Here is a 26,082-nt window from a genome sequence, read left to right as displayed (position 1 = left end):
CGTGCGCCGCCGGCCGGGTGCCGCCGTCGCCGACGCGCGGCCGGACGAGTGACCCGCACCCAGTAACCTTGTGCGGGGCAGTCGCGCCCCCACCCCGCCAGCCCGGTTCAGGAAGGTCCCCACAGTGGAAAGCGCCACGCCAGTGATTGTCGCCATCGACGGCCCCGCCGGCACCGGCAAGTCGAGCACGTCGAAGGCCGTGGCGGCCCAGCTCGGGCTGAGCTACCTGGACACCGGCGCCCAGTACCGGGCGATCACCTGGTGGATGGTGAACAACGGCATCGACATCGACGACCCGTCCGCGATCGCGGCCGCAGCGGGCAAGCCCGAGATCGTCTCCGGCACCGACCCGGAGGGGCCGACGATCACCGTGGACGGCGTGGACGTGGCCGGCCCGATCCGCACCCAGGAGGTCTCCGCCAAGGTCAGCGCGGTCAGCGCGGTGCCCGAGGTGCGGGCCCGGATCACCGAGCTGCAGCGCTCCATCGCGGCCTCCGCGACGAACGGCATCGTCGTCGAGGGCCGGGACATCGGCACGACCGTGCTGCCGGACGCCGACCTGAAGATCTTCCTCACCGCCTCGGCGGAGGCCCGCGCCGCCCGGCGCAGCGGTGAGCTGAAGGGCGCCGACGTGCAGTCCACGCGCGAGGCCCTGATCAAGCGCGACGCCGCCGACTCCAGCCGCAAGACCTCCCCGCTCGCCAAGGCGGACGACGCCGTCGAGGTGGACACCACCGAGCTCACGCTGGCCCAGGTCATCGAGTGCGTCGTCACCCTCGTCGAGGAGAAGCGGGCCGGGAAGTGACCGAGCTGCCTTCGGCGCGGGGCGCCGAGGTCGGGCGGCGCATCGGCGTCGGCCTGATGTACGGCCTGTGGAAGCCGCGCGTGCTCGGCGCCTGGAAGGTGCCCGCGTCCGGCCCCGTGATCCTCGCGGTCAACCACTCCCACAACATCGACGGCCCGATGGTCATGGGCGTGGCGCCCCGGCCGACGCACTTCCTGATCAAGAAGGAGGCGTTCGTCGGCCCGCTGGACCCGTTCCTGACCGGTATCGGGCAGCTGAAGGTGGACCGCGACACCACCGACCGCACGGCGATCACCCGGGCGCTGGGCGTCCTGGACCAGGGCGGCGTGCTCGGCATCTTCCCGGAGGGCACCCGCGGCGAGGGCGACTTCGCCTCGCTGCGCGCCGGGCTCGCGTACTTCGCGGTGCGCAGTGGCGCCCCGATCGTGCCGGTCGCCGTGCTGGGAAGTTCCGGGCGGCCCGGACGGTTGATAAAGGCGCTGCCCCCGCTGCGCTCGCGCGTCGACGTCGTCTTCGGGGAGCCCTTCGAGGCCGGCGACGGCAGCGGCCGCCGCACCCGCAAGGCACTCGACGAGGCGACCGGCCGCATACAGAAGCAGCTGGCCGCCCACCTGGAAAACGCTAGGCGCCTGACCAGGCGCTAGGCGACACTGAGTAGTGGATCAGCCCGCACCACGGCGGGCACTCCACCGACCACCACGATGAACGACGAGGTACGGACTTCATGAACGACCACATCCAGCCCGAGGGCGCGCAGGAGCACGACCACGGGGCGCTCGGCGACGCCGAGTACGCGGAGTTCATGGAGCTCGCCGCGGAGGAGGGCTTCGACCTCGAGGACGTCGAGGGCGCGATCGAGGCGGCGGGCCACGGTCCGCTGCCCGTGCTCGCCGTCGTCGGCCGCCCCAATGTCGGCAAGTCGACCCTCGTCAACCGCATCATCGGGCGCCGCGAGGCCGTCGTCGAGGACAAGCCCGGCGTCACCCGCGACCGCGTCACCTACGAGGCCGAGTGGGCGGGCCGCCGCTTCAAGGTCGTCGACACCGGCGGCTGGGAGCAGGACGTCCTCGGCATCGACGCCTCCGTGGCCGCGCAGGCCGAGTACGCGATCGAGGCCGCAGACGCCGTCGTGTTCGTCGTCGACGCCAAGGTCGGCGCCACGGACACCGACGAGGCCGTCGTGCGGCTGCTGCGCAAGGCGGGCAAGCCCGTCGTGCTGTGCGCCAACAAGGTCGACGGCCCGAGCGCCGAGGCCGACGCGGCGTACCTGTGGGCGCTGGGCCTGGGGGAGCCGTACCCGGTCTCCGCGCTGCACGGCCGCGGCACGGGCGACATGCTCGACCAGGTCCTGGAGGTGCTGCCGGAGGCGCCCCGCGAGACGTTCGGCGCGGGCGGCATCGGCGGCCCCCGCCGCATCGCCCTGATCGGCCGCCCCAACGTCGGCAAGTCCTCCCTGCTGAACAAGGTGGCGGGCGAGGAGCGCGTCGTCGTCAACGAGCTGGCGGGCACCACCCGCGACCCGGTCGACGAGCTGATCGAGCTCGGCGGCGTCACCTGGAAGTTCGTCGACACCGCCGGTATCCGCAAGCGGGTACACCTCCAGCAGGGCGCCGACTACTACGCCTCGCTGCGCACCGCGGCGGCCGTCGAGAAGGCGGAGGTCGCGGTCATCCTGATCGACGCCTCCGAGTCGATCTCGGTGCAGGACCAGCGCATCGTCACGATGGCCGTCGAGGCGGGCCGCGCGATCGTCCTGGCGTTCAACAAGTGGGACACCCTCGACGAGGAGCGCCGCTACTACCTGGAGCGGGAGATCGAGACGGAGCTCGGCCAGGTCGCCTGGGCGCCGCGCGTGAACGTCTCGGCGCGCACCGGCCGGCACATGGAGAAGCTCGTCCCGGCGATCGAGACGGCCCTGGCCGGCTGGGAGACCCGGGTGCCGACGGGCCGGCTGAACGCCTTCCTCGGTGAACTGGTCGCCGCCCACCCGCACCCGATCCGGGGCGGCAAGCAGCCGCGCATCCTGTTCGGCACGCAGGCGGGCACCAAGCCGCCGCGGTTCGTGCTCTTCGCCTCCGGCTTCATCGAGGCGGGCTACCGGCGCTTCATCGAGCGCCGCCTGCGCGAGGAGTTCGGCTTCGAGGGCACGCCGATCCACATCTCGGTGCGGGTGCGCGAGAAGCGCGGCAGGAAGAAGTAGCGCGGCACACGGAGGAGGGGCGGCCCGCAGTGGGCCGCCCCTCCTCCGTGTGCCCGTGTCCGCTCAGACGCCGCTGCGCCGTCCCGGCGGCAGCGCGGCCGGTACGTGATGCGTCTGCGTGCCGTGCGAGCCGATGGCGCCGACGCGCTGCCACTGCGGCTGCTGCCCGGCGGCGTGCCGGGCGCTCTGGGCGCCCGCGCTGTAGGCACTGTACGAGCTGCCGTGCGAACTGCTGTACGAGCCCGTACTGTGCGGGATGTTCCCGAAGGCGGTGAAACCCAGCTTCTCCTCGCCGCTGCGGTCGCCGGGCAGCGCGCGGAAGGACCTGACGTACTCCGCGTAGAGCGCGTCGTAGATCGGCGTGGCCGATGGGCCGCCCTGGGAGTCCTGAGCCGACCGCGCTGAGGGGATCGACGAGAAGGACTGGCGGCGGGGAACCTCGTATGCGTGCACGTATGTCCAAACGACCTCGCGGGTCAAGGGATGCGGCCCCGGTTACGGCTTTCGCAGGGCTGCGGGGCGCGCGGGTGACGGCCGGCTCAGGTGCCGGCCAGCGGCAGGGCGGCGGCGACCAGCTTGCCGCCCGCCGCCGCCTTGTCCAGGGCGTCCCGCAGCAGGTCCTCGCGCGGCTGACGGCCGATCGAGCCGACGGGCGCGGCGAACATCAGCACCTGCTGGTGCTTGTTGGCGGCCGCCCGCCAGGCGTCGGTGACCTGCAGCGGCTGGTGGGCCTGCCACCAGGCCACCGGCTGGCCGCCGTTGGCGCCCGGCTGGAGCACCGCGTGCAGCTGGCCCACCGCGAGCAGCACCGACCAGCCGTGCAGCACCGGCGGCACGGCCGACAGCTCGGTCAGCGGCATGAAGCCCTGCTCGATCAGCAGCGGCAGGAAGTCGTCGCCCGAGCCGGTCGTCCCGGGCCGGGCGATGGGCGCGGTCGGCTCCACCACCAGGGCCGGGTGCAGCTCGCCGCCGATCAGCACGAGCCCGCTGGTCACACCGAGCACCGCCTGCCCGGGCACCGTCCTGTCGGGCTCCGTCCGGTCGGGCTCCATGTCGACGGTGTCGCCGGTGATGGACTTCACGGCGCCCCGCAGCTGCTCCTCGGTGACCTGGACGACCTGCGAGGGCAGGCAGCCGGCGTGGGCGAAGGCGAGGACGGCGGTCTCGTCCCCGATGAACAGGACGGTGCTGGTGCGCTCCTGCTCGGAGTCGCCCGGAGTGCGGCAGGACGTGCAGTCGTAACTGCCCGGGGCGGTCTCTCCGGCGAGCAGGCGGTCGGCTTCTTCGTCGCCGATCTCGGCGCGTACCTCGTCGCTGACGTCGAGCATGCGCGGCACGGGTGGCTCCCTCGGGGATGCGGTGCGTTGGCGAGGCCGGGTGGCTCCCGGCCCGTGGTCCGGGTCGGCCCCGGCTCATGAAGAAGACAACGGGCGATCTGTGGCGGGAGTCACGCCCTGGAGCGAACGGAATCGAACCATCCAGCGCGCAGGGTCACCTGCCGTGCGGAATCGCCCACTCCCCGTCAACTCGCCGCAGGGCTAGGGGGGTTGAAGTAGTGAAGTGGGTCACAGTTCATCAGGCGTGTGGGTCGACAAATCCGGAAATCCGCGAATGAAGTGGGTGTCCGGAAACCGCTGTTACCCGAGGTATCGGTGAACTGGCCTGCCACAACGGGCGACTGGTTGATGCCGGACCGCCGGCGTCCTTAGATTCCTCGGCCGTGTGCATCGAGCACCGCTCGGGTACGTCCGCCGGCCGCACGGCTCCCTTCGGAGCCGCGCACAGCGCCACCACCGGCGGGCGGGGCGGGCGCGACCCCCGCACCCCATGGTGCGGGGCGTGGCGTACCGCCTTGGGGGACCCCGAGTGCGTCGAGAGGGAACCACATGTCCGAATGTGCCCATAGCGCTCGCGACAACGGCCGGAAGAACCAGGTGCGTACGACGGCGGTCCTCGCCGGGGCGGCACTGCTCGCGCCCCTCGGACTGCTGGCCGCGACCGGGAACTCCGCCGCGGCCGACAGCGGGGTGTGGGACCGCATCGCCCAGTGCGAGAGCGGCGGCAACTGGCACATCAACACCGGCAACGGCTACTACGGCGGACTCCAGTTCGCCCCTTCCACCTGGCGCGCCTACGGCGGCACGGCCTACGCGGCCACCGCCGACCGGGCGAGCAGGTCCCAGCAGATCGCCGTCGCCACCAAGGTCCAGCGGGCCCAGGGCTGGGGCGCCTGGCCCGTCTGCTCGGCACGCGCCGGGGCGAGCGGCAGCGCCCCGCCCGCCGCCGGCCCGGCCGGCACCCGGTCCGTCCCCGAGAAGCCCGCCGGGGCCGCGGCGCGTCCCGGGGCCCACCCGGACCGCGGCGCCTCCCGCGGCGACCACACCGTCCGCGCGGGCGACACGCTGAGCGGCGTGGCCGCCCGGCACGGGACCACCTGGCAGCGCCTGTACGCCACCAACAGGGCCGCCATCGGCGGGGATCCCGACGTGATCGTGCCCGGCCTGCGCCTCGTCATCTGAGTCGCCGCTCCCCCTCGCCGGGGCACGGGCCCCGTCCGGCCGGCCGGACGGGGTCTCGGCGTGCCGGGTCAGCGTGTGAGCTCACCCGCCTCCCCGGCGAACACCACGCTGCCGCGCCGCAGTTCCCACACCGGCGCTGAGGTGCCCCGCAGGAGGGGCGGCAGCCGCTGCTCGGCGACCACCACACACGCCCCGAGACCGGTCAGCAGCTCGTACGTGCGCGCCGCCACCGCCGGCGACATGCCCTGGGCGGGCTCGTCGACGAGCACCACGCGCGCGCGTGCCAGCAGCGCCCGGGACAGGGCGAGCATGCGCTGCTCCCCGCCGGAGAGGGTGCCGGCGCGCCGCCCCAGCAGGGGACGCAGCTGCGGGTAGGCGTCCAGGGCCGGGCCGTGGTCCGGGGCGACGAGGCCGAGGTTCTCGCGGACGGTGAGCGAGCCGAACACCGCCTGCCGCTCGGGCACCAGGCACATCCCGCGCCGGGCCCGCTCGTACGCCGGTACGCGGGTCACGTCGGTGCCGTCCCACACCACCGCGCCGCCCGCCAGGGGCACCGTCCCGGCCAGTGCGCGCAGGGCGGTCGTGCGGCCGGAGCCGTTGCGGCCCAGCAGCACGGTCAGGCCCGGGCCGGCGGCGGCGAGGGTGACACCGTGCAGGGCCTCCAAGGGGCCGTAGCGCACGCGCGCGTGGCGCAGGGAGACGGTGGTCACGGGCCGGCTCCCGTCCCCAGGGCGTCCAGCACCCGCCCGGGCGGGCCCGAGGCGACGATCCGGCCCGCCACCATCACGTGGACGACGTCGGCGAGACCCGCGACCAGGTCCAGGTCGTGCTCGACGACGAGGAGGGCCGTGCCGTCGGCGGCCAGGGCCCGCAGCACCCGGGCCAGGGCGTCGACCTCCGCGGTGTCCAGACCGGCCGCGGGTTCGTCGAGCAGCAGCACGCGGGGGCCGCCCGCGAGGATCCGGGCGAGTTCGACGCGGCGCAGCGTCCCGGTCGGCAGCCCGGCGGCGGGCCGCGCCCGCACCGGCCCGTCCAGCCCGAGCAGCCTGAGGGTCCGCTCCACGGCGCCCGGATCGGCCACGCGGCCCTGCTCGGCACCCACCCGGACGTTCTCGGCCACCGTCAGCGAGGGGAAGACGGCCAGTTGCTGGAACGTGCGCGCGACACCGAGCCGGGTGCGGGCGTGGGCCGGCAGCGCGGTGACGTCCCGCCCGCCGAGCAGCACCGCCCCGCGCGCGGGCCGCAGGGTCCCGGCCAGACAGTGGAACAGGGTGCTCTTCCCGGCCCCGTTGGGTCCGACGACCGCGGTGACCCGCCCGGGGAAGAGGTCCAGGTCGACTCCGTCGAGAGCGGTGAAGCCGCCGTAGCGGGCGTGCAGGCGGCGGGCGGTGAGCAGGGGAGCGGCGGGGGTGGCCGGGGTGGCCGGGGCGGTGCGACGCGTGGTGCGGTGAGGGGCGGGGCGGTGGATGGTGCGTGCGAGTGGGGCCGGGCGCGGGTGAGGGTGCGGGGGTGCCGGGGGCACGCGTGTGGCTCCCCGGCCCGCGGCGGCGCCCGACACCCCCGTGGCCCCGGTCGGTACCGGCGCCCCCCTCGCTCTCCGCACTTCGCCCGGGCGCGGGCGCAGCAGGTCGCGTGCCGCGGTGCCCAGCGGTGTCAGGACCGGGGTGCGGCGCGGGCGCAGCCGTTCCGCGGCGGCGCGCCAGGCCTCGTACGGGCCGCCGGGGAAGCGGCCCACCAGGACCGCCAGGACGCCGATCAGGGCCGCGGCGACCCCACCGCGGGTGCCCGCGTCCAGGCCGACCAGAAGGGCCGCCGCGGCGAGGGCGCCGAGCGTGCTGTCGGCGCCCAGCACCACCACCGCGGCGAACCACAGCAGGCCCCGCACCGGGTCGTACGCCGCCGCGTCGAAGGCACGCAGGCCCATGCCGAGCATGCCGCCGCCCAGCGCGGCGAGCGCGGCGCCCGCCACGAACGCGAGCAGCTTCAGGGACGGCACCCGCACGCCCGCCGCCTGCGCGCCCGCCTCGTGGTCCCGCAGGGCGGCCAGCGCCCGGCCCGTCCGCCCCCGGCGCAGCCCGTGCGCCACCAGCAGCGCGACCGCCAGCAGGAGCAGCTCCAGGACGTAGTACGCGCGGTCCCCCTCGAAGCCCGCGGGACGGCCGAGCGTCAGCCCCGACGTGGCGTACGGCTGCGCGAAGACGAAGCGGCTCACCCCGACGCCGACCGCGAACGTCGCCAGCGCCAGCGCCAGGCCCCGGCGGCCGATCGCCGGCCAGCCGGTGAGCAGCCCCAGCGGCGCCACCAGGACGACCGCCACCGCGAGGGCCGCCAGCTCCGGCAGGCGCGGCAGCCCCGGGAAGCGGCCGGCCGCCAGCAGGGCGGTGAACAGCGCGCCCAGCCCCGCGTACGCCGCCTGTCCCAGCGAGATCTGGCCCCCGCGCCCGGTCACCACCACCAGGGACAGCAGGATCACGGCCAGCGCCGGCACCTGCACCGAGGTGTGCAGGTCGCGGCCGGCCAGGCCCAGCGGCAGCAGGAACAGCACGCCCGCGACGATCCACGCGCCGGGCGGCGTCGGCACCCGCGCGGTCGCCGAGCGCGGCAGCGCGTCCCGCGTCCCGACGCCGGGCAGTACCAGCGCCGCCACCAGCAGCGCCACGACGAACAGGTTGGTGACGGGAGCCTGCAGCAGCGGCTCGGCCCAGCCCGGCGGGTGCAGCCGGGTCAACTGGCTCTGCGCCACCCCGATCCCCAGGGCCACCACCACCGCGACCGGCAGGCTCCGCATCCGCGCGGCCACCGCGACCGCCACGACCTCCATCACCAGCAGCGGCAGCCCGTACGGGTCGAGCCGTACGTACGGCGCGAGCAGCACGCCCGTCAGGCCCGCCGTGAAGGAGCCGAACGCCCAGCCCGTGGCGGCGACCCGGTCCGCGTCGATGCCGCCGAGCACCGCGAGCCGCCGGTCGTCGACCACCGCCCGCAGCTCCCGCCCGAACCGGGTCCGGCGCACCACCGCGGCGACCCCGGCCGCCAGCACCAGCACCACCGCCAGCTGTCCCCACGGCTCGTCCGGGACCAGCTCCGGCGCGTCGTCCCGGGCTCCCTGCCCCCACAGCAGCGCCGCCCCGCCGACCAGGAGCACGAACACCCCGATGGACGCCACCAGGGTCTGCGCCGGGTCCGACCCCAGCACCGACAGGGGCCGGAAGACGAACCGTTCCAGCACCACCCCCAGTCCCGGCGCCAGGACCAGCAGGGTCGCCGCCGCCCCGAGCCACAGGGGCCAGCCCCACTCGACCACGCACTGGCGCAGCGCGTAGGCGCACACCATCGCGATCGCGCCGTGCGCGAAGTTGAGCACGCCGGTCGCGCGGTAGGTCACGATCAGGCCGATCCCGGTGAGCGCCGCCGCGCTGCCGACCGACAGGCCGGCCAGGGTGAGGTCGTACGTCAGCGAGGACATCAGTCGGTTTCTTCGGCCGGCTCGCAGATCGGGCAGGGGCCCAGCTCACCGCCGGCCACCAGCTTGGAGTCCACCGGGACCGCCTCGGCCTTCCCGGCGACCAGCGGGCAGTCCGCCCGGTGCCACAGGGTGCCGCCCGGCACCATCCGCAGTTCGCCGCTGACCGCGAGCGGCGCGGGCGCGCCCGGGCCGGTCCCGGTCCCGTCCGGCGCGTCGTCGGGCCCGGCCGCCACCAGCAGGCCGTACAGCTCCTCCACGCGCGCGGCGGCGATCGCGCCCCGGCCGTGGGCCAGCAGCACCGCGCCCGCGACGATCAGCGCGGCCCCCGGGACCGTGCAGGACGCCAGGTAGGGCAGCTGCCGTTCGGCGTGACGCTCGCCGGAGACGCCGTACCAGCCGACGACGCACAGCACCGCGCCGGCGGCCAGCGCGGCCCAGCCGGCCCACAGGACGGGATGCACGGTCCGCAGTCGGCTCGTCCGCATCGCTGGCTCCCACACGTCGGTTCCGGCTGTGCACGTGTCTGGCTGCCTGTTCAAGTCCGCCGATCGCTTGCACTATGCCCTGTGGAAGCTGACCCTGAAAGCACCGGGCGCACATGGCCCGGACCGACACCCGGTGGTGAGCCAGATGGTTCTCGGCAGCGACCTCAAGCGGGGGAACGCGACGGGGGGTCCACGCACCGCGGGCCGGGGCACGGCGCTCGCGGCCGCCCTGCTCCTGTGCCTCGCCCCGGCCCTTGCGGCCTGCAGCGACGACAGCGGCGGCGGCAGCGACTCCACGCCTGCCACCCCCACGGCGGAGCGCACCACGAGCGCACCGGCCACCGCACCGGCCGACCGGGCCGCGGCGGAGGCGGAGATCAGGCAGAACTGGCAGAAGTTCTTCGACCCGAAGACCTCGACCGAGGACAAGCAGGCCGTCCTGGAGAACGGCGACCGGATGGGCCCCGTCCTGCAGGCCTTCAGCGGCGACGAACGCGGCGGCCAGGTCCGGGCGCAGGTCACCAAGGTCGAGTTCACCTCGGCGACCGAGGCGACCGTGACGTACACACTGACGCTGAAGGGCGCCACCGCGCTGCCGGACGCCTCCGGCACGGCCGTCGAGCAGGAGGGCACCTGGAAGGTGTCCGTCAAGGCCCTGTGCTCGCTGGTCCAGATGAGCGGCAATGGGTCGCCCGTCCCGGGCTGCTGAGGCGTTCGCCGCGGTCCTGCTGCTCGCCCTGAGCGCGGCCTGCGGCAGCCGGCTGCCGGAGAGCGACTTCACCCGCGACGCGCGCACGCCCGCACCGCCCGGCGGCACCGCGCCCCTCAGGGTCGGCATCATCACCAGCGCCACCAGCCCCGTCGGCGGCACCGCGTTCACCGGCCCGCGCGACGGGGCGAAGGCCTTCTTCGACCGGCTCAACGCGCGCGGCGGCATCGACGGGCGCCGGGTCGAGGTGCGCCTGTGCGACGACGGCGGCAGCGGCGTCGGCAACCACGAGTGCGTCGACCGGCTCGTCGAGCAGGAGAAGGTCGTCGCCCTGGTCGCCACCACCGCCCTCGACTACGCGGGCGCCTCCCGGGTCTCCCGCGCGCGGGTGCCCGACATCGGCGGCCAGCCCATCGGCGCCGCCTACGACACCCACCCCCACCTCTACGGCATCTACGGCAGCTTCGCGCCCCGCGACGGCACCACCGGCTGGGACGGAAAGCTGTACGGCGGCACCGAGGTCTACCGCTACTTCAAGCGCGAGCACGGCGCCCGCACCGCCGCCGTCGTCTCCTACAACCAGTCCGCCTCGGCCGCCTACGCCCGGCTGGTCGAGCGGGGCCTGCGCGCCGAGGGCTACCGGGTCGTCACCGAACAGGTCGACTTCGCCCTGCCCAACTTCCGCGCGGCCGCGGCGGACCTGAAGGAACAGGGCGCCGACCTGGTGTTCGACGCCATCGACGGGCACGGCAACGCCCGCCTGTGCCGGGCCATGGACGAGGCCGGGGCCGACGTCACCGCCAAGGTCACCAACGTGCAGAACTGGACGTCCGCCGTCGCCGACGCCTACGCGGACGCCCCGCGCTGCCGCAACGCCCTGTGGGCCACCGGCGCCAGCCGCAACTTCGAGGACACCGGCCACCCGGCCGTACGGGAGTTCCGCGAGGCGACGAAGGACCTGAAGACGCACTCCCAGTGGCAGCTGGAGGGCTGGGCGGCCGCGCGCTGGTTCACCGACGCCGCGCGGTCCTGCGCCCCCGGCGGCGTCACGCGCGCGTGCGTCGACGCCTGGATGGACCGCAGCCGGGGCTACACCGCAGGCGGGCTGCTCCTGCCCGTCGACTTCGCCCGGCTGCCCGAGCCGCCGAGGACCAGGGACACCTGCCTGTCCGTGGCCCGCTGGCGGGACGGCGAGGGCTGGGTCGCCCAGGGCGACATGAACCGCACCTGCTTCACCGTCCCGCAACTGGCCTACACCCCTTGAGGACAGTGGCTGTCCGCAAGGACTGGCAGACTCGCCTCCATGTTGGAGACCTCGGCACGCCTGCTGCGCCTGCTGTCCCTGCTCCAGGCCCACCGCGAGTGGTCCGGCGCCGACCTGGCCGACCGGCTCGGCGTCAGCGCCCGCACCCTGCGCCGGGACGTCGACCGGCTGCGCGAGCTCGGCTACCCGGTCAACGCGAGCCCCGGCACCGGCGGCGGCTACCAGCTCGGCGCCGGCGCCCAGCTGCCGCCGCTGCTCCTCGACGACGACGAGGCCGTCGCCGTGGCGGTCGGACTGCGCACCGCCGCCGGGCAGGGCATCGAGGGCATCGGCGAGACCTCGGTGCGGGCCCTGGCCAAACTGGAGCAGGTACTGCCCAGCCGGCTGCGCCGCCGCGTGGGCGCCCTCAACGCCGTCACCGTGCCGATGCTGCGCGGCTCACTGCCCTCCTCCGTCGACCCGGCCGTGCTGACCGAGCTCGCTTACCTGTGCCGGGACGCCGAGCGGCTCCGCTTCGCCTACGAGGGCCACGACGGCACTCCGTCCCGCCGCAGCGTCGAACCGCACCGGCTGGTGTGCACCGAGCGCCGCTGGTACCTGGTCGCCTGGGACCTCGACCGCGAGGACTGGCGCACCTTCCGCGTCGACCGCATCACCCCGAAACCGCCGCACGGCCCGCGCTTCGTCCCCCGCGACCCGCCCGCCGGGGACCTGGCCGCCTACGTCTCCCAGGGCGTCTCCACGCGTGTCTACGCCACCCATGCCGTGGTCCGGCTCCTGGCGCCCCTGGAGGAGGCCGCCGCGCACATCTCGCCCTCCGCCGGGGTGCTGGAGGCCGAGGGCCCGGACACCTGCCTGCTGCGCTGCGGCGCCGGCAGCCTCGACGTGATGGTGATCCACGTCGTCATGCTGGGCTTCGAGTTCGAGGTGCTGGAGCCGGCCGAGCTCGTCGACGCGGTCAGGAGGACTCGGGACCGGCTTGATGCCGCTCTGGCTCGGGCTGCGCAGTCACCGCCGCGTACTGCGGATGGTGCAGGTCGAACGCCGGCGACTCCGACCGGACCCGGGGCAGGGTCGTGAAGTTGTGCCGCGGCGGCGGGCAGGAGGTCGCCCACTCCAGGGAACGGCCGAAGCCCCAGGGGTCGTCGACCTCGACCTTCTCGCCGTACTTGGCCGTCTTCCACACGTTGTAGAGGAACGGCAGCGTCGACATGCCGAGCAGGAAGGCGCCGATCGACGACACCGTGTTGAGCGCCGTGAAGCCGTCCGCCGCGAGGTAGTCGGCGTACCGGCGGGGCATGCCCTCGGCGCCCAGCCAGTGCTGCACCAGGAACGTGGTGTGGAAGCCGGTGAACAGCGTCCAGAACTGGATCTTGCCGAGCCGTTCGTCGAGCATCTTCCCGGTGAACTTGGGCCACCAGAAGTAGAACCCGGCGAAGATCGCGAAGACGACCGTGCCGAAGACGACGTAGTGGAAGTGCGCGACCACGAAGTACGTGTCCGTCACGTGGAAGTCCAGCGGCGGCGACGCCAGGATCACCCCGGTCAGCCCGCCGAACAGGAACGTCACCAGGAAGCCCGTCGCCCACAGCATCGGCGTCTCGAACGACAGCGAGCCCTTCAGCATGGTGCCGGTCCAGTTGAAGATCTTCACGCCCGTCGGGACCGCGATCAGGAAGCTCATGAAGGAGAAGAACGGCAGCAGCACCGCGCCGGTGGCGAACATGTGGTGCGCCCACACGATCATCGACAGGCCCGTGATCGCCATCGTCGCCCCGACCAGCGTCAGGTAGCCGAACAGGGGCTTGCGGCTGAAGACCGGGATGATCTCTGTGATGATGCCGAAGAACGGCAGCGCGATGATGTACACCTCGGGGTGGCCGAAGAACCAGAACAGGTGCTGCCACAGGATCGCCCCGCCGTTGGCCGCGTCGAACACCTGCGAGCCGAACCGCCGGTCCGCCTCCAGCACCAGCAGCGCCGCCGCCAGCACCGGGAACGCCATCAGGATCAGGATCGACGTGAACAGGGTGTTCCACACGAAGATCGGCATCCGGAACATCGTCATGCCCGGGGCGCGCATCCCGATGATCGTGGTGATGAAGTTGACCGCGCCGAGGATCGTGCCGAAGCCCGACAGCGCCAGCCCCATGATCCACAGGTCGGCCCCGACACCCGGGGTGCGTTCCGCGCTGTTGAGCGGGGCGTACGCCGTCCAGCCGAAGTCCGCGGGCCCCGAGGGCACCAGCAGCGAGCCGAGCACCATCAGCCCGCCGAACAGGAACAGCCAGTACGAGAACATGTTGAGCCGCGGGAAGGCCACGTCGGGCGCGCCGATCTGCAACGGCATCAGCTCGTTCGCGAAGCCCGCGAAGGTCGGGGTGGCGAAGAGCAGCAGCATGATCGTGCCGTGCAGCGTGAACAACTGGTTGAACTGCTCGTTGTTCACGACCTGCAGCCCCGGGCGGGCCAGCTCGGCCCGCATCAGCAGCGCCATCACCCCGGCGACCAGGAAGAACACGAACGCCGTGATCAGGTAGAGGTGGCCGATCTTCTTGTGGTCCGTCGTCGTGAGCCAGTCGACCACCACCCGCCCGTGGCGCGTCCGCTGCTCGGGCGGCACCGTCGCCTGTACGGTCTGCGTCCCCATCGCTCGCTCGCCCCTTCGCTCCTCGCGTGCCGGGCCCGCCACAGCCCGCGCCTCACGTACCCGCGAGCTCACGCCATCATGCTCGCGTCACCCCGCACCCGGACAGGGCGCGTACCGGCCTCTTCCGTGCCGGAGTCCTGCATTTCCCGTGCGGCGCCGGCGCTGTCCGGCCGGTTGGGCGCCGGAATGGAAGCAGGCCCCACAAGCCCTTCCGAGGGCCCTTTCGCCGGTCTTTTCCAGGAGCTCACGGAACGCGCGGGAATTACGAGCGAATGCCTGCGGAAGGCCTAGGGAACCGCTCGTCCGTGTGACCGGCGTGGGCCGAAACGCCTGTCGTGATCTTGTGACAGAAGCGTGACCGGGCGCGGACAGTGACCACGGGGGCGGGCCCGCACTTCCGTGCCGGGCGGGCAGGACATAGCGTGGCGGCATGGCACCGACACCTTCCGCGGAACCCGACGACAGCCCGGACGCCTACGTCGGCCTGGAGGCCGACCGGGCCGAACGCCTCGCGCGTGAGCGAGGCTGGCCCACGGTGCGTTCCCTGCCGCCGGGCACGATCATCACCATGGAGTACCGGGTGGGCCGGCTGAACTTCGAGGTCGAGGGCGGCCGCGTGGCCCGGGCCTGGAAGGGCTGAGACCCGGCGAAGGCCCCGGTTCCGAGCGGAACCGGGGCCTTCGTGCTGCCGGTCGGGGTGCGCACCGGACCGTCGTCAGCCGCCCGTGAGGGGGCGGGCCGAGGAGGCGGAGCCGCGCGGGTGCCGCTCCGGCGGGTGCGGGCGGCGGCTGCCGGCCGGGGTGATCGGCGTGCGCTCCGAGCGGGCGGTGTGCGGGCCCGGCGCCAGATAGACCGGAGCCCGGGAGGAGCGGGCCGGTACGTCGTCCCGGTCGACGGGCAGCGGCGTGACCACCACGGGCGGCACGCCGGCCGGGGCGGTGGCGGCGCCGGCACGGCGGTCCCGCCAGCGGTCGCGCAGTGCGAAGATCCGGGCCTCGCTCCGGGCGATCAGCGGCTCGAACCAGGGCAGCGCGAGCAGGATCAGCAGCCCGGCGGCCCAGCCGAGCAGCACGTCGCTCAGCCAGTGCGTACCGAGGTAGACGGTGGCCATGCCGACGCCGAGCGAGGTCACGGCGGACACGGCGGACAGCCAGCGGCGCGCTCTCGGGGTGGAGGCCATGTAGGCGAGGATCCCCCAGGTCACCACGGCGTTGGCGGTGTGACCGCTCGGAAATATATCGCCGCCGCGCCACATCTCGTTCGAGCCGATCACGGTCGCGTAGTGCGGGCCCAGGCGGCCCATGCCGTACTTCGCCGCACCGACGGTGACGTTCAGCAGCAGCAGGGAGACCCCGAGGGCGAGCAGCGGGCGCAGGGTGTGCTGCCGCCAGGAGCGCCAGCCCAGCCAGGCCGCGACCATCACGGCGGTCGGGCCGCGCTGGCCGAGCACCACGTAGTAGTCGACGAACCAGTGGATCTCCGACCACTGCTGGTACGGCCGGAAGAACATCACCTGCCAGTCGAGCCGGACCAGCCAGGACGTGATCACCACGGCCCACACGATCGCGCCGTAGAAGGCGAGCGTCGCCGCGAGCAGCACCACGCGGTGTCTGCTCGTCTTCGGCACATCGAGGTGGGCCGGTCGTTCCGGCTCACGGTCCAGCCGGGCGAACACCCGGTCCAGACGGGTGAGCTTCGGTTCGGTACGCACCCAATCGACGTTACAGCGAGTGAGCTCGGATCCCGGTCGAATCAACGGCTTTGTGATGACGATGTGATGTGGGATTCCTCTCAGCAGCAGGTTTATTTCCAGCGAATCCACAATCGCCGGCCGCTGTGGCCTTCAATTCCTTTGATCATTCCGGTGCGGGTTTTATTGCGCTTTTGAATTCGTTCACCGGAGGATGGGGCGGAATTCTCCGGGCGCTCACAGCGGGTCAGGGGGGACCGGAGCCGTTCAGCCAGAACGCCCCGTACACCGCTGAAGCGACGGCGAGGATCCCCAGAACCCACGCTGACCTGCGCGAACGCTGCCCCGCCAGGGCCACGGCAAGGGGCAGCAGCAGAGGGAACGCGGGCATCAACAGCCGCGGTTTCGAGCCGAAGTAGCTCGACGCGCACAGGGCGAGCGCGGTGACGACCCCGCTGTAGACCAGCAGGGGAAGCGGCTGGCGCCGACGTACGCCGACCCCGTACAGCCAGACGACTGACACGACCCCCGCGAGCAGCCCCGCACCGGCGAGGGCCGACGGGAACGACGTGAACTTCTCGGCGACGAACCGGGCGAAGGCGTAACCGCCGTCGAAGCCGTTGCGCCACCCCGCCTGGACATCGAGATAGCCGAGCGGGCCCCCGCCGGTGCGGTGGCCGACCCAGAGCACGTACCCGGCCGTGCCGAGGGGAGCCAGGAGCAGGCCGGTGACGCGACGGGCCGCGGAGGCCGGCGGGCCCGCTCCGCCGGGTGCCGCACCGGCGAGCTCCCGCCGCTCCGCGAGGAACGAGGCGATCGCCGCCACCCACACCGCCGCGACCACCGCCACCCCCACCGGCCGGGTCAGCCCCGCCGACAGGGCCAGCGCGCCCGCCGTCACCCAGCGGCCGGTCAGCACCGCGTACAGCGACCACGCGGCCAGAGCGGTGAACAGCGACTCGCTGTACGCCATCGACTGCACGATCCCCACCGGCAGCGCGGCCCACAGCAGCACCGCGCACACCCCCGCCCGGCGGCCGTGGACCCGGTCCGCCACCGCGAAGATCCCCCAGGCCGCGGCGAACGACGCCAGCAGACCGACGACGAACCCGCCGTCCGCGTACGACAGCGGCGACACGGCCGCCACCAGCCGCTCCAGCCAGGGCAGCAGCGGGAAGAACGCCAGGTTCGAGTGCACGTCCCCGTTGGCCAGGCGCACCTCGTAGCCGTAACCCAGCTCGGCGACCCGGACGTACCAGAGCGCGTCCCAGCGGGCGGTCAGCAGGGTGTACGCGCTCTTGTCCCGCGCCGCGCTCCACAGGAACAGCACGAGCAGCCCCAGGGCACGGACGGCCGCGTACCCGAGGAGCGCCGGAGCCGCCCGGCGCAGCGCACCGGCGCGGGGCGGGGCCGCGCGCGTCTCGAGATCGGTCACGGGCCCGATTATCGACCGCAGCGGGAACCGGCCGGCCGGGCGGGGGCGTGCTCGACGGAGAGGGCAGTGGCGTACGCCACAGCTTTCCGCCGGATGTGTGAGAGGTCCGCCACTAGGCACCGGCGCGGACTCGCGTACGCTGACGTGTCACTCGCTTTTCGTTTGCGCGGGCCGGAGACCACCGCTCCTCTCCGGCCGAGTCGCGGGGGCGTCCCCCACCCCGTGAGCCCGCCGATCGCGAGGAACATCTTGGAGGTACGTACATGTCCGGGACGACCACGGCCGCCGCTGCGCTGCGCCGTCGGGCGGCCGGGGCCGGTGCCAACCGCTGGGTGGTCCTGGTCGTCCTCTGCGTCAGCCTGCTGCTGGTCGCCGTCGACGCCACCGTGCTGCACGTGGCGGTACCCGCCGTCACCGAGGACCTCAGGCCCGGCGGGATCGAGCTGCTCTGGATCGTCGACGTCTACCCACTCGTCTGCGCCTCGCTGCTGATCCTCTTCGGCACGCTGGGCGACCGCGTCGGCCGCAGGCGGATCCTGCTCCTCGGCTACGCGCTGTTCGGCGTCGCCTCGGGCCTCGCCGCCCTGGCCGACAACGCCCAGGTGCTGATCGTGGCGCGGGCGCTGCTCGGTGTGGGCGGCGCGATGATCATGCCCGCGACGCTGTCGATCCTGCGGCAGGTCTTCCCCGACCGGCGTGAGCGGGCGCTCGCGATCGGTGTGTGGAGCGCCGTGGCCGCGGTCGGCGCGGCGGTCGGGCCGCTGCTCGGCGGCTTCCTGCTGGAGCACTTCTGGTGGGGCTCGGTCTTCCTCGTCAACATTCCGTTGATGCTGGTCAGCCTTCCGGTGGGCCGCCTGCTGCTGCCCGAGTCGAAGGGCGAGCGCGACGGGCCCTGGGACGTGGTCGGCGCGCTGATGGCGGCGGCCGGGCTGTTCGGCGTCGTCCTGGGCGTCAAGCGGCTCGGGAGCGGGGAGTCGGTGGGGGGCCCGGCCACCGTGCTGCCGCTGGTGGTCGGCGCGGCGCTGCTGGTCGCCTTCGTGCGGCGGCAGCGGCGGCGCACGCATCCGCTGGTCGACCTGACGATGTTCCGGCGGCCCGCCTTCAGCACGTCCGTCGGGTGCATCGTGCTGGCGATGCTCGCCCTGGTGGGACTGGAACTGATCGCGGCGCAGTACCTGCAGCTGGTGCTCGGGCTGTCGCCGCTGGAGACGGGGCTGCGACTGCTGCCGCTGACGTTCGCGGCGATGGCGGCCGGGCTGGCCGGGGCGCGGATGCTGCGCCGGTTCGGGCCGCGGCGGATGGTGTGCGCCGGGTTCTGCCTGACGGCGTTCGCGGTGGTGCTGCTCACGGCTCTGGGGCGGACCGACGACTGCGCGCTGATGCTGGGCGGGTTCGTGCTGCTGGGCTTCGGTCTGGAGACGACGCTGTTCGGGGCGTACGAGTCGATGCTGAGCGAGGCGCCGCCGGAGCAGGCCGGTGGAGCGGCGGCGATCGGGGAGACGTCGTACCAGCTGGGTGCGGGGATCGGGATCGCGCTGCTGGGCACGGTGATGAACGCGGCGTACGCGCCGGGGCTGTCGGGCGTGCCGGGCGTTCCGGACTCGGCGTCCTCGGCGGCGGGGCACTCGCTGGGGGAGGCCTACGAGGTCGCCGCCCAGCTGGGCGGGGCGGCCGGGACGGCTCTGCGGCACGCCGCGCGGGACGCGTTCGTGCACGGGCTGCATGTGACGCTGCTGGTCAGTGCCGGGTTGTTGCTGCTGGGGGCGGCGATGGCACTGCGGTTGCCGCGCGCCATGCAGTGTGACGCGGGCCCGGCGGAGGTGCCCGCGCCGCGGGAGTCGACGGAGTCGCGCGTCTCGGTGTGACCTTCGCCCACCCACGCGCCGTCCGTGACTGCCGGCCGAGTCGCTGAGGTCGCCCGCGGGGGTTGCCCGTCGGCGGCGGCTTGCCGCTATGGGTGGTGCCCGGGTGGGCCGAGGCCGTAGCGTCTTGGTTAGCGCTGCTAGTTAAAGACTCTCGGAGGGATGTCGATCATGTCCGGTTCGTCCAAGCTGCCTCCCTTCGATCCCGCCGACCCCCTCGGGCTGGACGATCTGCTGGAGCCGGAGGACCTCGGCATCAGGGACACCGTGCGCTCCTGGGCCGCGGACCGGGTGCTGCCCCACGTCGCCGCGTGGTACGAGAGCGGCGAGCTGCCCGGGATCAGGGAACTGGCCAGGGAACTCGGGAGCATCGGCGCGCTCGGCATGTCCCTGGAGGGGTACGGCTGCGCCGGTGCGAGCGCCGTGCAGTATGGCCTGGCCTGCCTGGAGCTGGAGGCCGCGGACTCCGGCATCCGCTCCCTCGTCTCCGTCCAGGGCTCCCTCGCCATGTACGCGATCCACCGGTTCGGCAGCGAGGAGCAGAAGCAGCGGTGGCTGCCCCGGATGGCCGCCGGCGAGGTCATCGGCTGCTTCGGGCTCACCGAGCCCGACCACGGATCCGACCCCGCCTCCATGCGGACGTACGCCAAGCGCGACGGCACCGACTGGGTCCTCCACGGGCGCAAGATGTGGATCACCAACGGTTCCGTCGCCGGTGTCGCCGTCGTGTGGGCGCAGACCGACGAAGGGATCCGGGGCTTCGCCGTGCCCACCGACACCCCCGGGTTCTCCGCGCCGGAGATCAAGCACAAGTGGTCCCTGCGCGCCTCCGTCACCAGCGAGCTGGTCCTCGACGACGTACGGCTGCCCGCCGATGCCGTACTGCCCGAGGTCACCGGTCTGAAGGGCCCGCTCAGCTGCCTGTCCCACGCCCGGTACGGGATCGTCTGGGGCGCCATGGGCGCGGCCCGCAGCTGTTTCGAGGCCGCGGTCGACTACGCGAAGTCACGGGAGCAGTTCGGCCGGCCCATCGGCGGCTTCCAGCTCACCCAGGCCAAACTCGCCGACATGGCGGTGGAACTGCACAAGGGAATTCTGCTCGCCCACCATCTGGGGCGGCGGATGGACGCCGGCCGCCTGCGACCCGAGCAGGTCAGCTTCGGCAAGCTCAACAACGTACGGGAGGCGATCGAGATCTGCCGTACGGCCCGCACGATTCTCGGGGCCAACGGGATCTCCCTGGAATATCCCGTCATGCGGCACGCGACGAACCTGGAGTCGGTGCTCACCTACGAGGGCACCGTCGAGATGCACCAGCTCGTGCTGGGCAAGGCGCTCACCGGACTCGACGCCTTCCGGTAGACCAGGTCCGGTACACCCTGCGCGGAGGCAGGGCCGGTGAGCGGCCCTGCCCTAGCTCTGGTTGAAGAAGCCGTCCGCGCGGTGCGCGGCCGGGTCGCCGTTCACGATCTCCGTGTGGGCGGGGGTCAGCAGGAACACGCGGTTCGACACTCTCTCGATCGAGCCGCGCAGGCCGAAGATCAGGCCGGCCGCGAAGTCGACCACGCGCTTGGCGTCGGCGGCGTCCATGGCCGTGAGGTTCATGATGACGGGCACGCCCTCGCGGAACAGCTCGCCGATCGCCCGGGCGTCCCGGAAGCTGTCCGGGGTCACCGTGCCGATGCGGCGGCCCTTCTCCTCGGCGACGTCCGAGGCCACTTTGACGCGCGGATCGGTGACCCAGGCCTCCCCGGGCTCGGTCCCGTCGGAGTAGTCGTCGTCGTAGTAACGCTCGTCTTCGTTGTCGTCGACGAGGCCAAGCCAGGCACTTGCCTTGCGTACCGATCCCATGGACGCCTCCTCTCACAGCGGTCTTTCTGCTTTCCGCATCCCTATGGTCGTCCATGATGCGGATGGCGCGCCAAGTGGATAGACGCCGCGCGGGGGGTTTGTGACGGTACTGGTGCACAGCGAATCCGTCGAGAGTCCGTATGTCCCAAGGGTCGTTTCCCAAACGGCTGCTGACTGTGAGTGAAATATGATTCTTCTCGGCGTCCGGGTGACGGCCGGGGCGTACGGGTGAATGCGCGGGCCGATACGATGCCGCAGCTCAGCGTCGCAACGAAGCTCGGGGGAGCGCCGTGTTCGGAATCGTCAGGCCCTGCAGGCACCATCTCGGGGAGAAGCTCACCAGCCAGTGGATGGCGCATCTGTGCGGACTGTGTCTCGCACTGCGCGGAGATCACGGACAGTTCGCGCGCATCGTGACGAACTATGACGGTCTCCTCATATCGGTTTTGACGGAGGCTCAGACCGAGCTGCCCGGCGCCGCCCGGCGCACGGCCGGGCCCTGCCCGCTGCGCGGCATGCGCACCGCCTCCGTCGCGCACGGCGAGGGCGCCCGGCTCGCCGCGGCCGTCTCGCTGGTGCTGGCCTCGGCCAAGGTGCGCGACCACGTCGTCGACGGTGACGGGCTGCTGGCCCGGGCGCCGGTCGCCCGCGCGGCCCGCCGGGTCGCCGCGGGCTGGGACCGCGCCGGGGCGCGCACCGGCTCCGCCGTCGGGTTCGACACGGCCGTCCTGGTCGACGCCGTGGACCGGCAGGGCGGCGTCGAGGCGCTCGCCGGGCCCGGGACGCCGCTGCTGACGGTCACCGAGCCGACCGAGACCGCGACCGCCGCCGCCTTCGCGCACACGGCCGTCCTCGCCGGCCGGCCGCACAACGCCGGGCCGCTCGCCGAGGCCGGACGCCTCTTCGGGCGCCTGGCCCATCTCCTGGACGCCGTGGAGGACCTGCACGCCGACGCCGCGTCCGGCGCCTGGAACCCGATCGCCGCGACGGGCACGCCCCTCACCGAGGTCCGGCGGCTCGCCGAGGACGCGCTCCAGGGGGTGCGGCTCGCGCTGCGCGACGCCGAGTTCGCCGACGGCAAGCTCGTCCACCTGCTGCTCGTGCACGAACTGCGGCGCTCGGTGGACCGGGCGTTCGGCACGGTGCCGGTGTGCGCGTCGCACCAGGGCGGCGGACCGTACGGACAGCAGCCGCCGGGGCCCTACGGGCAGCAAGGGCCGTACGGGCAGCAGGGGCCGCACGGTTCGCCGCAGCATCCCTACGCGGGCGGGGGCGGGAATCCGTACGCCGGTGGGGGAGGGGCGTACGGCGGCGGTGGTTTCGGCGGGGGCGGATTCGGTGAGGGTGGGCCGGTGCCCCAGCCGCCGCGGGGCCGGCGCGGTTTCTGGGCCGGCTGCGGGATGTTCTGGCTGCTGTGCTGCACCTGCAAGCTGTGCTGTGCCAAGGAGTACGAGGGGCCGTGGTCGCGCAAGAAGCGCGAGGGCTGCTGCCGGGACTGCGACTGCGACGGGTGCGACTGCTGCTGCCCCTGCGACGGCTGACGGGGCCCCTGTGGCAGGGTCGCCCGTATGACGACGACGGACGCATCCGAGGACTGGCGGCGGTGGCACGAGCGGCGCGTCGAGACGGTGTCGGCTCCCTACGGGCCGCTCGCTCTCGTCGGCACGCACTGGATCGAGGACTATCCGGATGGTCGACTTCCGGACATCCCCGGGCTCTGGCGGGCCGACGGTGACGCGGTCGTGCTGGTCGCCGCCGAAACGGACGGTCTCACGGTGGACGAACGGCCGTTCACCGGCGAGGTGCGGCTCGCGGCCGACCCGGGACCGGCGCACCGGGCGCGTGTGGCGTACGGCGAGCGGCGACTGGTGGTGCTGGTGCGCGAGGGGGTGTGGGGCGTACGGGACTACGACCCCGAGTCCTCCGCACGCCGGGCCTTCCGCGGCGTGCGCGTCACGCCGTACGCCCCCCGCTGGGCGGTTCCGGGGCGCTTCACGCCCTACGGCGCCGGCGACCGGACCGTTCGGGTGCCGAACGCCGACGGCCGGGAACGAGGGCTCGGGCTCGGTGGCGAGCTGGCCTTCGAGCTGGACGGCCGGGAGCTGAGCCTCCAGGTGACGGTCCAGCAGGACGGTTCGCTGTGGGCCGTCTTCGCCGATGCCACCAGCGGGAACGGCAGTTACCCCTTCCGGTTCCTGCGGCCCGGCGCACCCGACGCCGAGGGGCGCACGACGGTCGACTTCAACCGGGCCCTGCTGCCGCCGTGCGCCTTCGCCGATCACTTCGTCTGCCCCTTCCCGCCGCCGGGGAACACCCTGGATGTCGCAATTGCCGCGGGGGAACGGACACTTGCGTGACGGATGGGGTGGGAGGGGCCGAACGTAAAGATCGTTCAAAGGTTGACGGCCGAAAGGCACCCTTGCGCCGACCGGCCGTTCGGCCGAATACTCCCCCTCAGCGCTTGTCAGGGACACGGCTTGTTCGGAATCCGGACAGTCCGCGCCCGGACTGCGCCTCACGGGCCCGAAACCCCACGAGGGCCCCCGACTTCCTTTGTGGAGGAACGAAAAGTGAGGATCAAGCGCACCACCCCCCGGAGCGGCATCTCGAGACGGACCCGGCTGATCGCCGTTTCCACCGGCCTCGTTGCCGCTGCCGCGATCGCGATCCCCAGCGCGAACGCGTCCGACACGCCCAGCACCTTCAGTGCCGCGGAGCTCAAGAGCGCCAGCGGCTCCATACTGAAGGCCGACATCCCGGGCACCGCCTGGGCCGTCGACAGCAAGACCAACCGCGTGCTCGTCACGGTCGACAGCACGGTCAGCCAGGCCGAGATCGCGAAGATCAAGCAGCAGGCCGGCGGCAACGCCGACGCGCTCACGATCAAGCGCACGCCGGGCAAGTTCAACAAGCTCATCCAGGGCGGCGACGCCATCTACGCGAGCAGCTGGCGCTGCTCCCTCGGCTTCAACGTGCAGAACAGCAGCGGCCAGCAGTTCTTCCTGACCGCCGGCCACTGCACGGACGGCGCGGGCACCTGGTACTCCAACTCCGGCCGCACCACGGTCATCGGTTCGACGACCGGCTCCAGCTTCCCGGGCAACGACTACGGCATCGTCCGCTACAGCGGCTCCGTCAGCCGGCCCGGCACCGCCAACGGCGTGGACATCACGCGCGCGGCCACGCCGAGTGTGGGCACCACCGTCATCCGCGACGGTTCCACGACCGGTACGCACAGCGGCCGGGTCACCGCCCTCAACGCCACCGTCAACTACGGCGGCGGCGACGTCGTCTCCGGCCTGATCCAGACCACGGTCTGCGCCGAGCCCGGTGACTCCGGCGGTCCGCTCTACGGCAGCAACGGCACCGCGTACGGTCTGACCTCCGGCGGCAGCGGCAACTGCTCCTCCGGCGGTACGACGTTCTTCCAGCCGGTCACCGAGGCCCTGAGCGCCTACGGCGTCAGCGTCTACTAGGCCGGTCCGGCTCGCAGTTCGCAGCATCCTGGGCCCCCGTGCGCTTCGGCGCGCGGGGGCTTTTCTGTCGCCGGACAGGGGCGAAAATCAGCCAGGCGCAGACCTCACAGAGTGCGCACATATTACTCACGCGTAATGTTTGCAGTGGGAACGGGAGTTGATTGGGTCCGATTTGACCATGGACGGTCAAAATAAGGGGGCGCGCGAAGCGCTGTCTACGCGCGTCTCGAACTCACCCTTGTGTGCTCCCCGTTGTCGTCGGAATAGTGGGCGCTCGTCAACGAGGCCTTCCGGTCCGACGAGGTCCCCACAACCTCCCGGGCCGACCCCCCACAGGAGGACGTAAGTTGAAGCACCGACGCATACCCAGGCGGCGTGCAGCCGTGGCAGGTGCGGGCATCGCCGCACTGGTAGCCGCGGGAGTGACGTTCCAGACCGCGAACGCCAGTGAGACCCCTGAGGCGTCCGCACCCCGCACCCTGTCCCTCGCGGCGGCCGGAAAGCTCGCCTCCACGCTGGCGGCGGACCTGGGCGCCGACGCGGCCGGGACGTACTACGACACCGAGAGCCGGACGCTCGTGGTGAACGTGCTCGACGAGGCCGCCGCGCAGGCCGTCGAGAAGGCCGGCGCCGAGGCGAGAGTCGTGGCGAACTCCCTCGCCGAGCTCAGGAGCGCCCGCAGCACACTGAAGCAGGACGCGACGATCCCGGGCACCTCCTGGGTGACCGACCCGACGACGAACAAGGTCGTGGTGACCGCCGACCGCACGGTCTCCAAGGCCGAGTGGGCGACGCTGACGAAGGTCGTGGACGGCCTCGGGGCGAAGGCCGAACTGAAGCGGACGCAGGGTGAGTACAAGCCCTTCATCGCCGGCGGCGACGCGATCACCGGCGGCAGCGGCCGCTGCTCGCTGGGCTTCAACGTGGTCAAGGGCGGCGAGCCCTTCTTCCTGACCGCCGGGCACTGCACCGAGGGCATCTCCACGTGGTCCGACTCCAGCGGCAAGGAGATCGGGACCAACGCGGACTCCAGCTTCCCGGGCGACGACTACGGGCTGGTCGAGTACACCGCGGACGTGGCGCACCCGAGCGAGGTGAACCTCTACGACGGGTCCACCCAGAAGATCTCGGGCGCCGCGGAGGCGACCGTCGGCATGCAGGTCACCCGGAGCGGGTCGACCACGCAGGTGCACGACGGGAAGGTCACGGGGCTGGACGCGACCGTGAACTACGGCAACGGCGACATCGTGAACGGGCTGATCCAGACCGACGTGTGCGCGGAGCCGGGGGACAGCGGCGGCTCGCTGTTCTCGGGTGACAAGGCGATCGGCCTCACGTCCGGTGGCAGTGGTGACTGCACCTCCGGTGGGGAGACGTTCTTCCAGCCGGTGACCGAGGCGCTGTCCGCCACGGGGACGCAGATCGGCTGATCGATCGGCCGGTGAGCCCCGCCCCTCTGTTTCCGGGGGGCGGGGCTCTCGTGCGTGGGTGCGACTGTTCGGTGCGCGGCTCACGCCGGGGGGTGGGTCGGGGCCGCGCCGGGGGGTGTCCGTCCTCGGAACGGCGCGATGGACCCACTTACCGGCTCGCTCGCGTTGACGCGCCAACCGCTGCGGGCGGACACCCCCCGGCACGGCCCCTTGCGTACGACGGCGGGTGCGGGAGCGTCG

At 72.9% G+C, this 26,082-nt stretch carries 22 protein-coding genes and 1 pseudogene; 14 read left to right on the top strand and 9 right to left on the bottom strand.

The annotated features are described in order from the left end of the window. Positions 1 to 124: 124 nt before the first annotated feature. The 3 genes from cmk to der all read left to right on the top strand — a co-directional run bounded on the left by cmk (position 125) and on the right by der (position 3,005). Complete coding sequence (gene cmk, locus ACPXCS_RS30995; RefSeq protein ID WP_425951676.1) at positions 125 to 805, top strand: (d)CMP kinase; 681 nt, start codon at positions 125 to 127, stop codon at positions 803 to 805. After that, on the top strand, positions 802 to 1,449 hold the full coding sequence (locus ACPXCS_RS30990; RefSeq protein ID WP_425951675.1) for a lysophospholipid acyltransferase family protein: 648 nt from the start codon (positions 802 to 804) through the stop codon (positions 1,447 to 1,449). The genes cmk and ACPXCS_RS30990 overlap by 4 nt, the downstream gene beginning before the upstream one ends. A gap of 80 nt (positions 1,450 to 1,529) precedes the next feature. Next, positions 1,530 to 3,005, top strand: a complete 1,476-nt coding sequence (der, locus tag ACPXCS_RS30985; protein ID WP_425951674.1) for a ribosome biogenesis GTPase Der — start codon at positions 1,530 to 1,532, stop codon at positions 3,003 to 3,005. A gap of 63 nt (positions 3,006 to 3,068) precedes the next feature. Here the strand turns inward: der and ACPXCS_RS30980 are convergent, their stop codons facing one another. Then, positions 3,069 to 3,458 (bottom strand): hypothetical protein, encoded by a 390-nt coding sequence (locus ACPXCS_RS30980; protein ID WP_425951673.1) that lies wholly within the window; start codon positions 3,456 to 3,458, stop codon positions 3,069 to 3,071. 86 nt (positions 3,459 to 3,544) lie between these two features. Further along, positions 3,545 to 4,342, bottom strand: a complete 798-nt coding sequence (locus ACPXCS_RS30975) for a hypothetical protein (protein ID WP_425951672.1) — start codon at positions 4,340 to 4,342, stop codon at positions 3,545 to 3,547. 549 nt (positions 4,343 to 4,891) lie between these two features. Between ACPXCS_RS30975 and ACPXCS_RS30970 the strand changes: the two genes are divergently transcribed. After that, on the top strand, positions 4,892 to 5,524 hold the full coding sequence (locus tag ACPXCS_RS30970) for a transglycosylase family protein (RefSeq protein WP_425951671.1): 633 nt from the start codon (positions 4,892 to 4,894) through the stop codon (positions 5,522 to 5,524). Positions 5,525 to 5,592: 68 nt separating this feature from the next. On the opposite strand, the gene ACPXCS_RS30965 is transcribed toward ACPXCS_RS30970, so the two are convergent. Genes ACPXCS_RS30965 through ACPXCS_RS30955 form a run of 3 tightly spaced genes read right to left on the bottom strand, consistent with a single transcriptional unit; the run spans position 5,593 to position 9,475 of the window. Beyond that, positions 5,593 to 6,234, bottom strand: a complete 642-nt coding sequence (locus ACPXCS_RS30965; protein WP_425951670.1) for an ATP-binding cassette domain-containing protein — start codon at positions 6,232 to 6,234, stop codon at positions 5,593 to 5,595. After that, positions 6,231 to 8,990, bottom strand: coding sequence for an ABC transporter permease subunit (locus tag ACPXCS_RS30960; RefSeq protein WP_425951669.1), 2,760 nt, complete (start codon positions 8,988 to 8,990; stop codon positions 6,231 to 6,233). Before ACPXCS_RS30960 ends, ACPXCS_RS30965 begins: the two co-directional genes overlap by 4 nt. Then, positions 8,990 to 9,475 carry a hypothetical protein gene (locus ACPXCS_RS30955; protein ID WP_425951668.1) on the bottom strand — a complete coding sequence of 162 codons (486 nt, stop codon included), beginning with the start codon at positions 9,473 to 9,475 and terminating at the stop codon, positions 8,990 to 8,992. Before ACPXCS_RS30955 ends, ACPXCS_RS30960 begins: the two co-directional genes overlap by 1 nt. Before the next feature lie 145 nt (positions 9,476 to 9,620). Between ACPXCS_RS30955 and ACPXCS_RS30950 the strand changes: the two genes are divergently transcribed. The 3 genes from ACPXCS_RS30950 to ACPXCS_RS30940 are packed head-to-tail and all read left to right on the top strand — an operon-like array spanning position 9,621 to position 12,528. Beyond that, positions 9,621 to 10,184 (top strand): hypothetical protein, encoded by a 564-nt coding sequence (locus ACPXCS_RS30950; protein WP_425951667.1) that lies wholly within the window; start codon positions 9,621 to 9,623, stop codon positions 10,182 to 10,184. Then, on the top strand, positions 10,159 to 11,448 hold the full coding sequence (locus ACPXCS_RS30945; protein ID WP_425951666.1) for an ABC transporter substrate-binding protein: 1,290 nt from the start codon (positions 10,159 to 10,161) through the stop codon (positions 11,446 to 11,448). Before ACPXCS_RS30950 ends, ACPXCS_RS30945 begins: the two co-directional genes overlap by 26 nt. Before the next feature lie 39 nt (positions 11,449 to 11,487). Beyond that, positions 11,488 to 12,528 carry a helix-turn-helix transcriptional regulator gene (locus ACPXCS_RS30940; RefSeq protein ID WP_425951665.1) on the top strand — a complete coding sequence of 347 codons (1,041 nt, stop codon included), beginning with the start codon at positions 11,488 to 11,490 and terminating at the stop codon, positions 12,526 to 12,528. A 40-nt stretch (positions 12,529 to 12,568) separates the two neighbouring features. Here the strand turns inward: ACPXCS_RS30940 and ctaD are convergent. Further along, a pseudogene (gene ctaD, locus ACPXCS_RS30935) lies at positions 12,569 to 14,098 on the bottom strand (cytochrome c oxidase subunit I); the annotation flags it as partial. Between the two features lie 430 nt (positions 14,099 to 14,528). Here ctaD and ACPXCS_RS30930 point away from each other — a divergent pair. After that, positions 14,529 to 14,738: an I78 family peptidase inhibitor gene (locus tag ACPXCS_RS30930; protein WP_425951664.1), complete on the top strand. Its 210-nt coding sequence runs from the start codon at positions 14,529 to 14,531 to the stop codon at positions 14,736 to 14,738. Positions 14,739 to 14,813: 75 nt separating this feature from the next. On the opposite strand, the gene ACPXCS_RS30925 is transcribed toward ACPXCS_RS30930, so the two are convergent. Both ACPXCS_RS30925 and ACPXCS_RS30920 read right to left on the bottom strand, forming a co-directional pair. Further along, positions 14,814 to 15,809, bottom strand: coding sequence for a phosphatase PAP2 family protein (locus ACPXCS_RS30925; RefSeq protein ID WP_425951663.1), 996 nt, complete (start codon positions 15,807 to 15,809; stop codon positions 14,814 to 14,816). Positions 15,810 to 16,035: 226 nt separating this feature from the next. Next, entirely contained in the window at positions 16,036 to 17,223 is a 1,188-nt protein-coding gene (locus ACPXCS_RS30920; RefSeq protein WP_425951662.1) for a hypothetical protein, read from the bottom strand. A gap of 263 nt (positions 17,224 to 17,486) precedes the next feature. Here ACPXCS_RS30920 and ACPXCS_RS30915 point away from each other — a divergent pair, with 263 nt between their 5' ends. Together ACPXCS_RS30915 and ACPXCS_RS30910 are read left to right on the top strand one after the other, a co-directional pair. Next, positions 17,487 to 19,088 carry an MFS transporter gene (locus ACPXCS_RS30915; protein ID WP_425951661.1) on the top strand — a complete coding sequence of 534 codons (1,602 nt, stop codon included), beginning with the start codon at positions 17,487 to 17,489 and terminating at the stop codon, positions 19,086 to 19,088. A 168-nt stretch (positions 19,089 to 19,256) separates the two neighbouring features. Then, complete coding sequence (locus ACPXCS_RS30910) at positions 19,257 to 20,447, top strand: acyl-CoA dehydrogenase family protein (RefSeq protein WP_425951701.1); 1,191 nt, start codon at positions 19,257 to 19,259, stop codon at positions 20,445 to 20,447. A 51-nt stretch (positions 20,448 to 20,498) separates the two neighbouring features. Here the strand turns inward: ACPXCS_RS30910 and ACPXCS_RS30905 are convergent, their stop codons facing one another. Beyond that, positions 20,499 to 20,936, bottom strand: a complete 438-nt coding sequence (locus ACPXCS_RS30905) for a cell division protein SepF (RefSeq protein WP_425951660.1) — start codon at positions 20,934 to 20,936, stop codon at positions 20,499 to 20,501. Between the two features lie 290 nt (positions 20,937 to 21,226). On the opposite strand from ACPXCS_RS30905, the gene ACPXCS_RS30900 reads away from it, so the two are divergent. From ACPXCS_RS30900 to ACPXCS_RS30885, 4 genes are all read left to right on the top strand, one after another. Next, complete coding sequence (locus ACPXCS_RS30900; protein WP_425951659.1) at positions 21,227 to 22,477, top strand: DUF5685 family protein; 1,251 nt, start codon at positions 21,227 to 21,229, stop codon at positions 22,475 to 22,477. Positions 22,478 to 22,504: 27 nt separating this feature from the next. Continuing rightward, a complete protein-coding gene (locus ACPXCS_RS30895) occupies positions 22,505 to 23,293 on the top strand; it encodes a DUF1684 domain-containing protein (protein ID WP_425951658.1) in 789 nt (262 codons plus the stop codon). A gap of 213 nt (positions 23,294 to 23,506) precedes the next feature. Further along, positions 23,507 to 24,412, top strand: a complete 906-nt coding sequence (locus tag ACPXCS_RS30890) for a S1 family peptidase (protein WP_424874640.1) — start codon at positions 23,507 to 23,509, stop codon at positions 24,410 to 24,412. 347 nt (positions 24,413 to 24,759) lie between these two features. Beyond that, positions 24,760 to 25,842, top strand: a complete 1,083-nt coding sequence (locus tag ACPXCS_RS30885; protein WP_425951657.1) for a S1 family peptidase — start codon at positions 24,760 to 24,762, stop codon at positions 25,840 to 25,842. Positions 25,843 to 26,082: the final 240 nt, after the last annotated feature.

Source organism: Streptomyces sp. DT190 (assembly GCF_049846985.1).
Taxonomy (GTDB): Bacteria; Actinomycetota; Actinomycetes; order Streptomycetales; family Streptomycetaceae; genus Streptomyces.
Note: the sequence above shows the minus strand (reverse complement) of the source record. Positions and strands in the feature narration are given on the sequence as shown.

Excerpts from the sequence above, each read along its gene's own strand:
- ACPXCS_RS30945 (WP_425951666.1), top strand. The coding sequence starts at position 10,159 with ATGGGTCGCCCGTCCCGGGCTGCTGAGGCGTTCGCCGCGGTCCTGCTG.
- ACPXCS_RS30930 (WP_425951664.1), top strand. The coding sequence starts at position 14,529 with ATGGCACCGACACCTTCCGCGGAACCCGACGACAGCCCGGACGCCTAC.
- ACPXCS_RS30905 (WP_425951660.1), bottom strand. The coding sequence starts at position 20,936 with ATGGGATCGGTACGCAAGGCAAGTGCCTGGCTTGGCCTCGTCGACGAC.
- ACPXCS_RS30915 (WP_425951661.1), top strand. The coding sequence starts at position 17,487 with ATGTCCGGGACGACCACGGCCGCCGCTGCGCTGCGCCGTCGGGCGGCC.
- ACPXCS_RS30910 (WP_425951701.1), top strand. The coding sequence starts at position 19,257 with ATGTCCGGTTCGTCCAAGCTGCCTCCCTTCGATCCCGCCGACCCCCTC.
- ACPXCS_RS30940 (WP_425951665.1), top strand. The coding sequence starts at position 11,488 with ATGTTGGAGACCTCGGCACGCCTGCTGCGCCTGCTGTCCCTGCTCCAG.
- ACPXCS_RS30955 (WP_425951668.1), bottom strand. The coding sequence starts at position 9,475 with ATGCGGACGAGCCGACTGCGGACCGTGCATCCCGTCCTGTGGGCCGGC.
- der (WP_425951674.1), top strand. The coding sequence starts at position 1,530 with ATGAACGACCACATCCAGCCCGAGGGCGCGCAGGAGCACGACCACGGG.
- ACPXCS_RS30950 (WP_425951667.1), top strand. The coding sequence starts at position 9,621 with ATGGTTCTCGGCAGCGACCTCAAGCGGGGGAACGCGACGGGGGGTCCA.
- ACPXCS_RS30895 (WP_425951658.1), top strand. The coding sequence starts at position 22,505 with ATGACGACGACGGACGCATCCGAGGACTGGCGGCGGTGGCACGAGCGG.
- ACPXCS_RS30960 (WP_425951669.1), bottom strand. The coding sequence starts at position 8,990 with ATGTCCTCGCTGACGTACGACCTCACCCTGGCCGGCCTGTCGGTCGGC.
- ACPXCS_RS30970 (WP_425951671.1), top strand. The coding sequence starts at position 4,892 with ATGTCCGAATGTGCCCATAGCGCTCGCGACAACGGCCGGAAGAACCAG.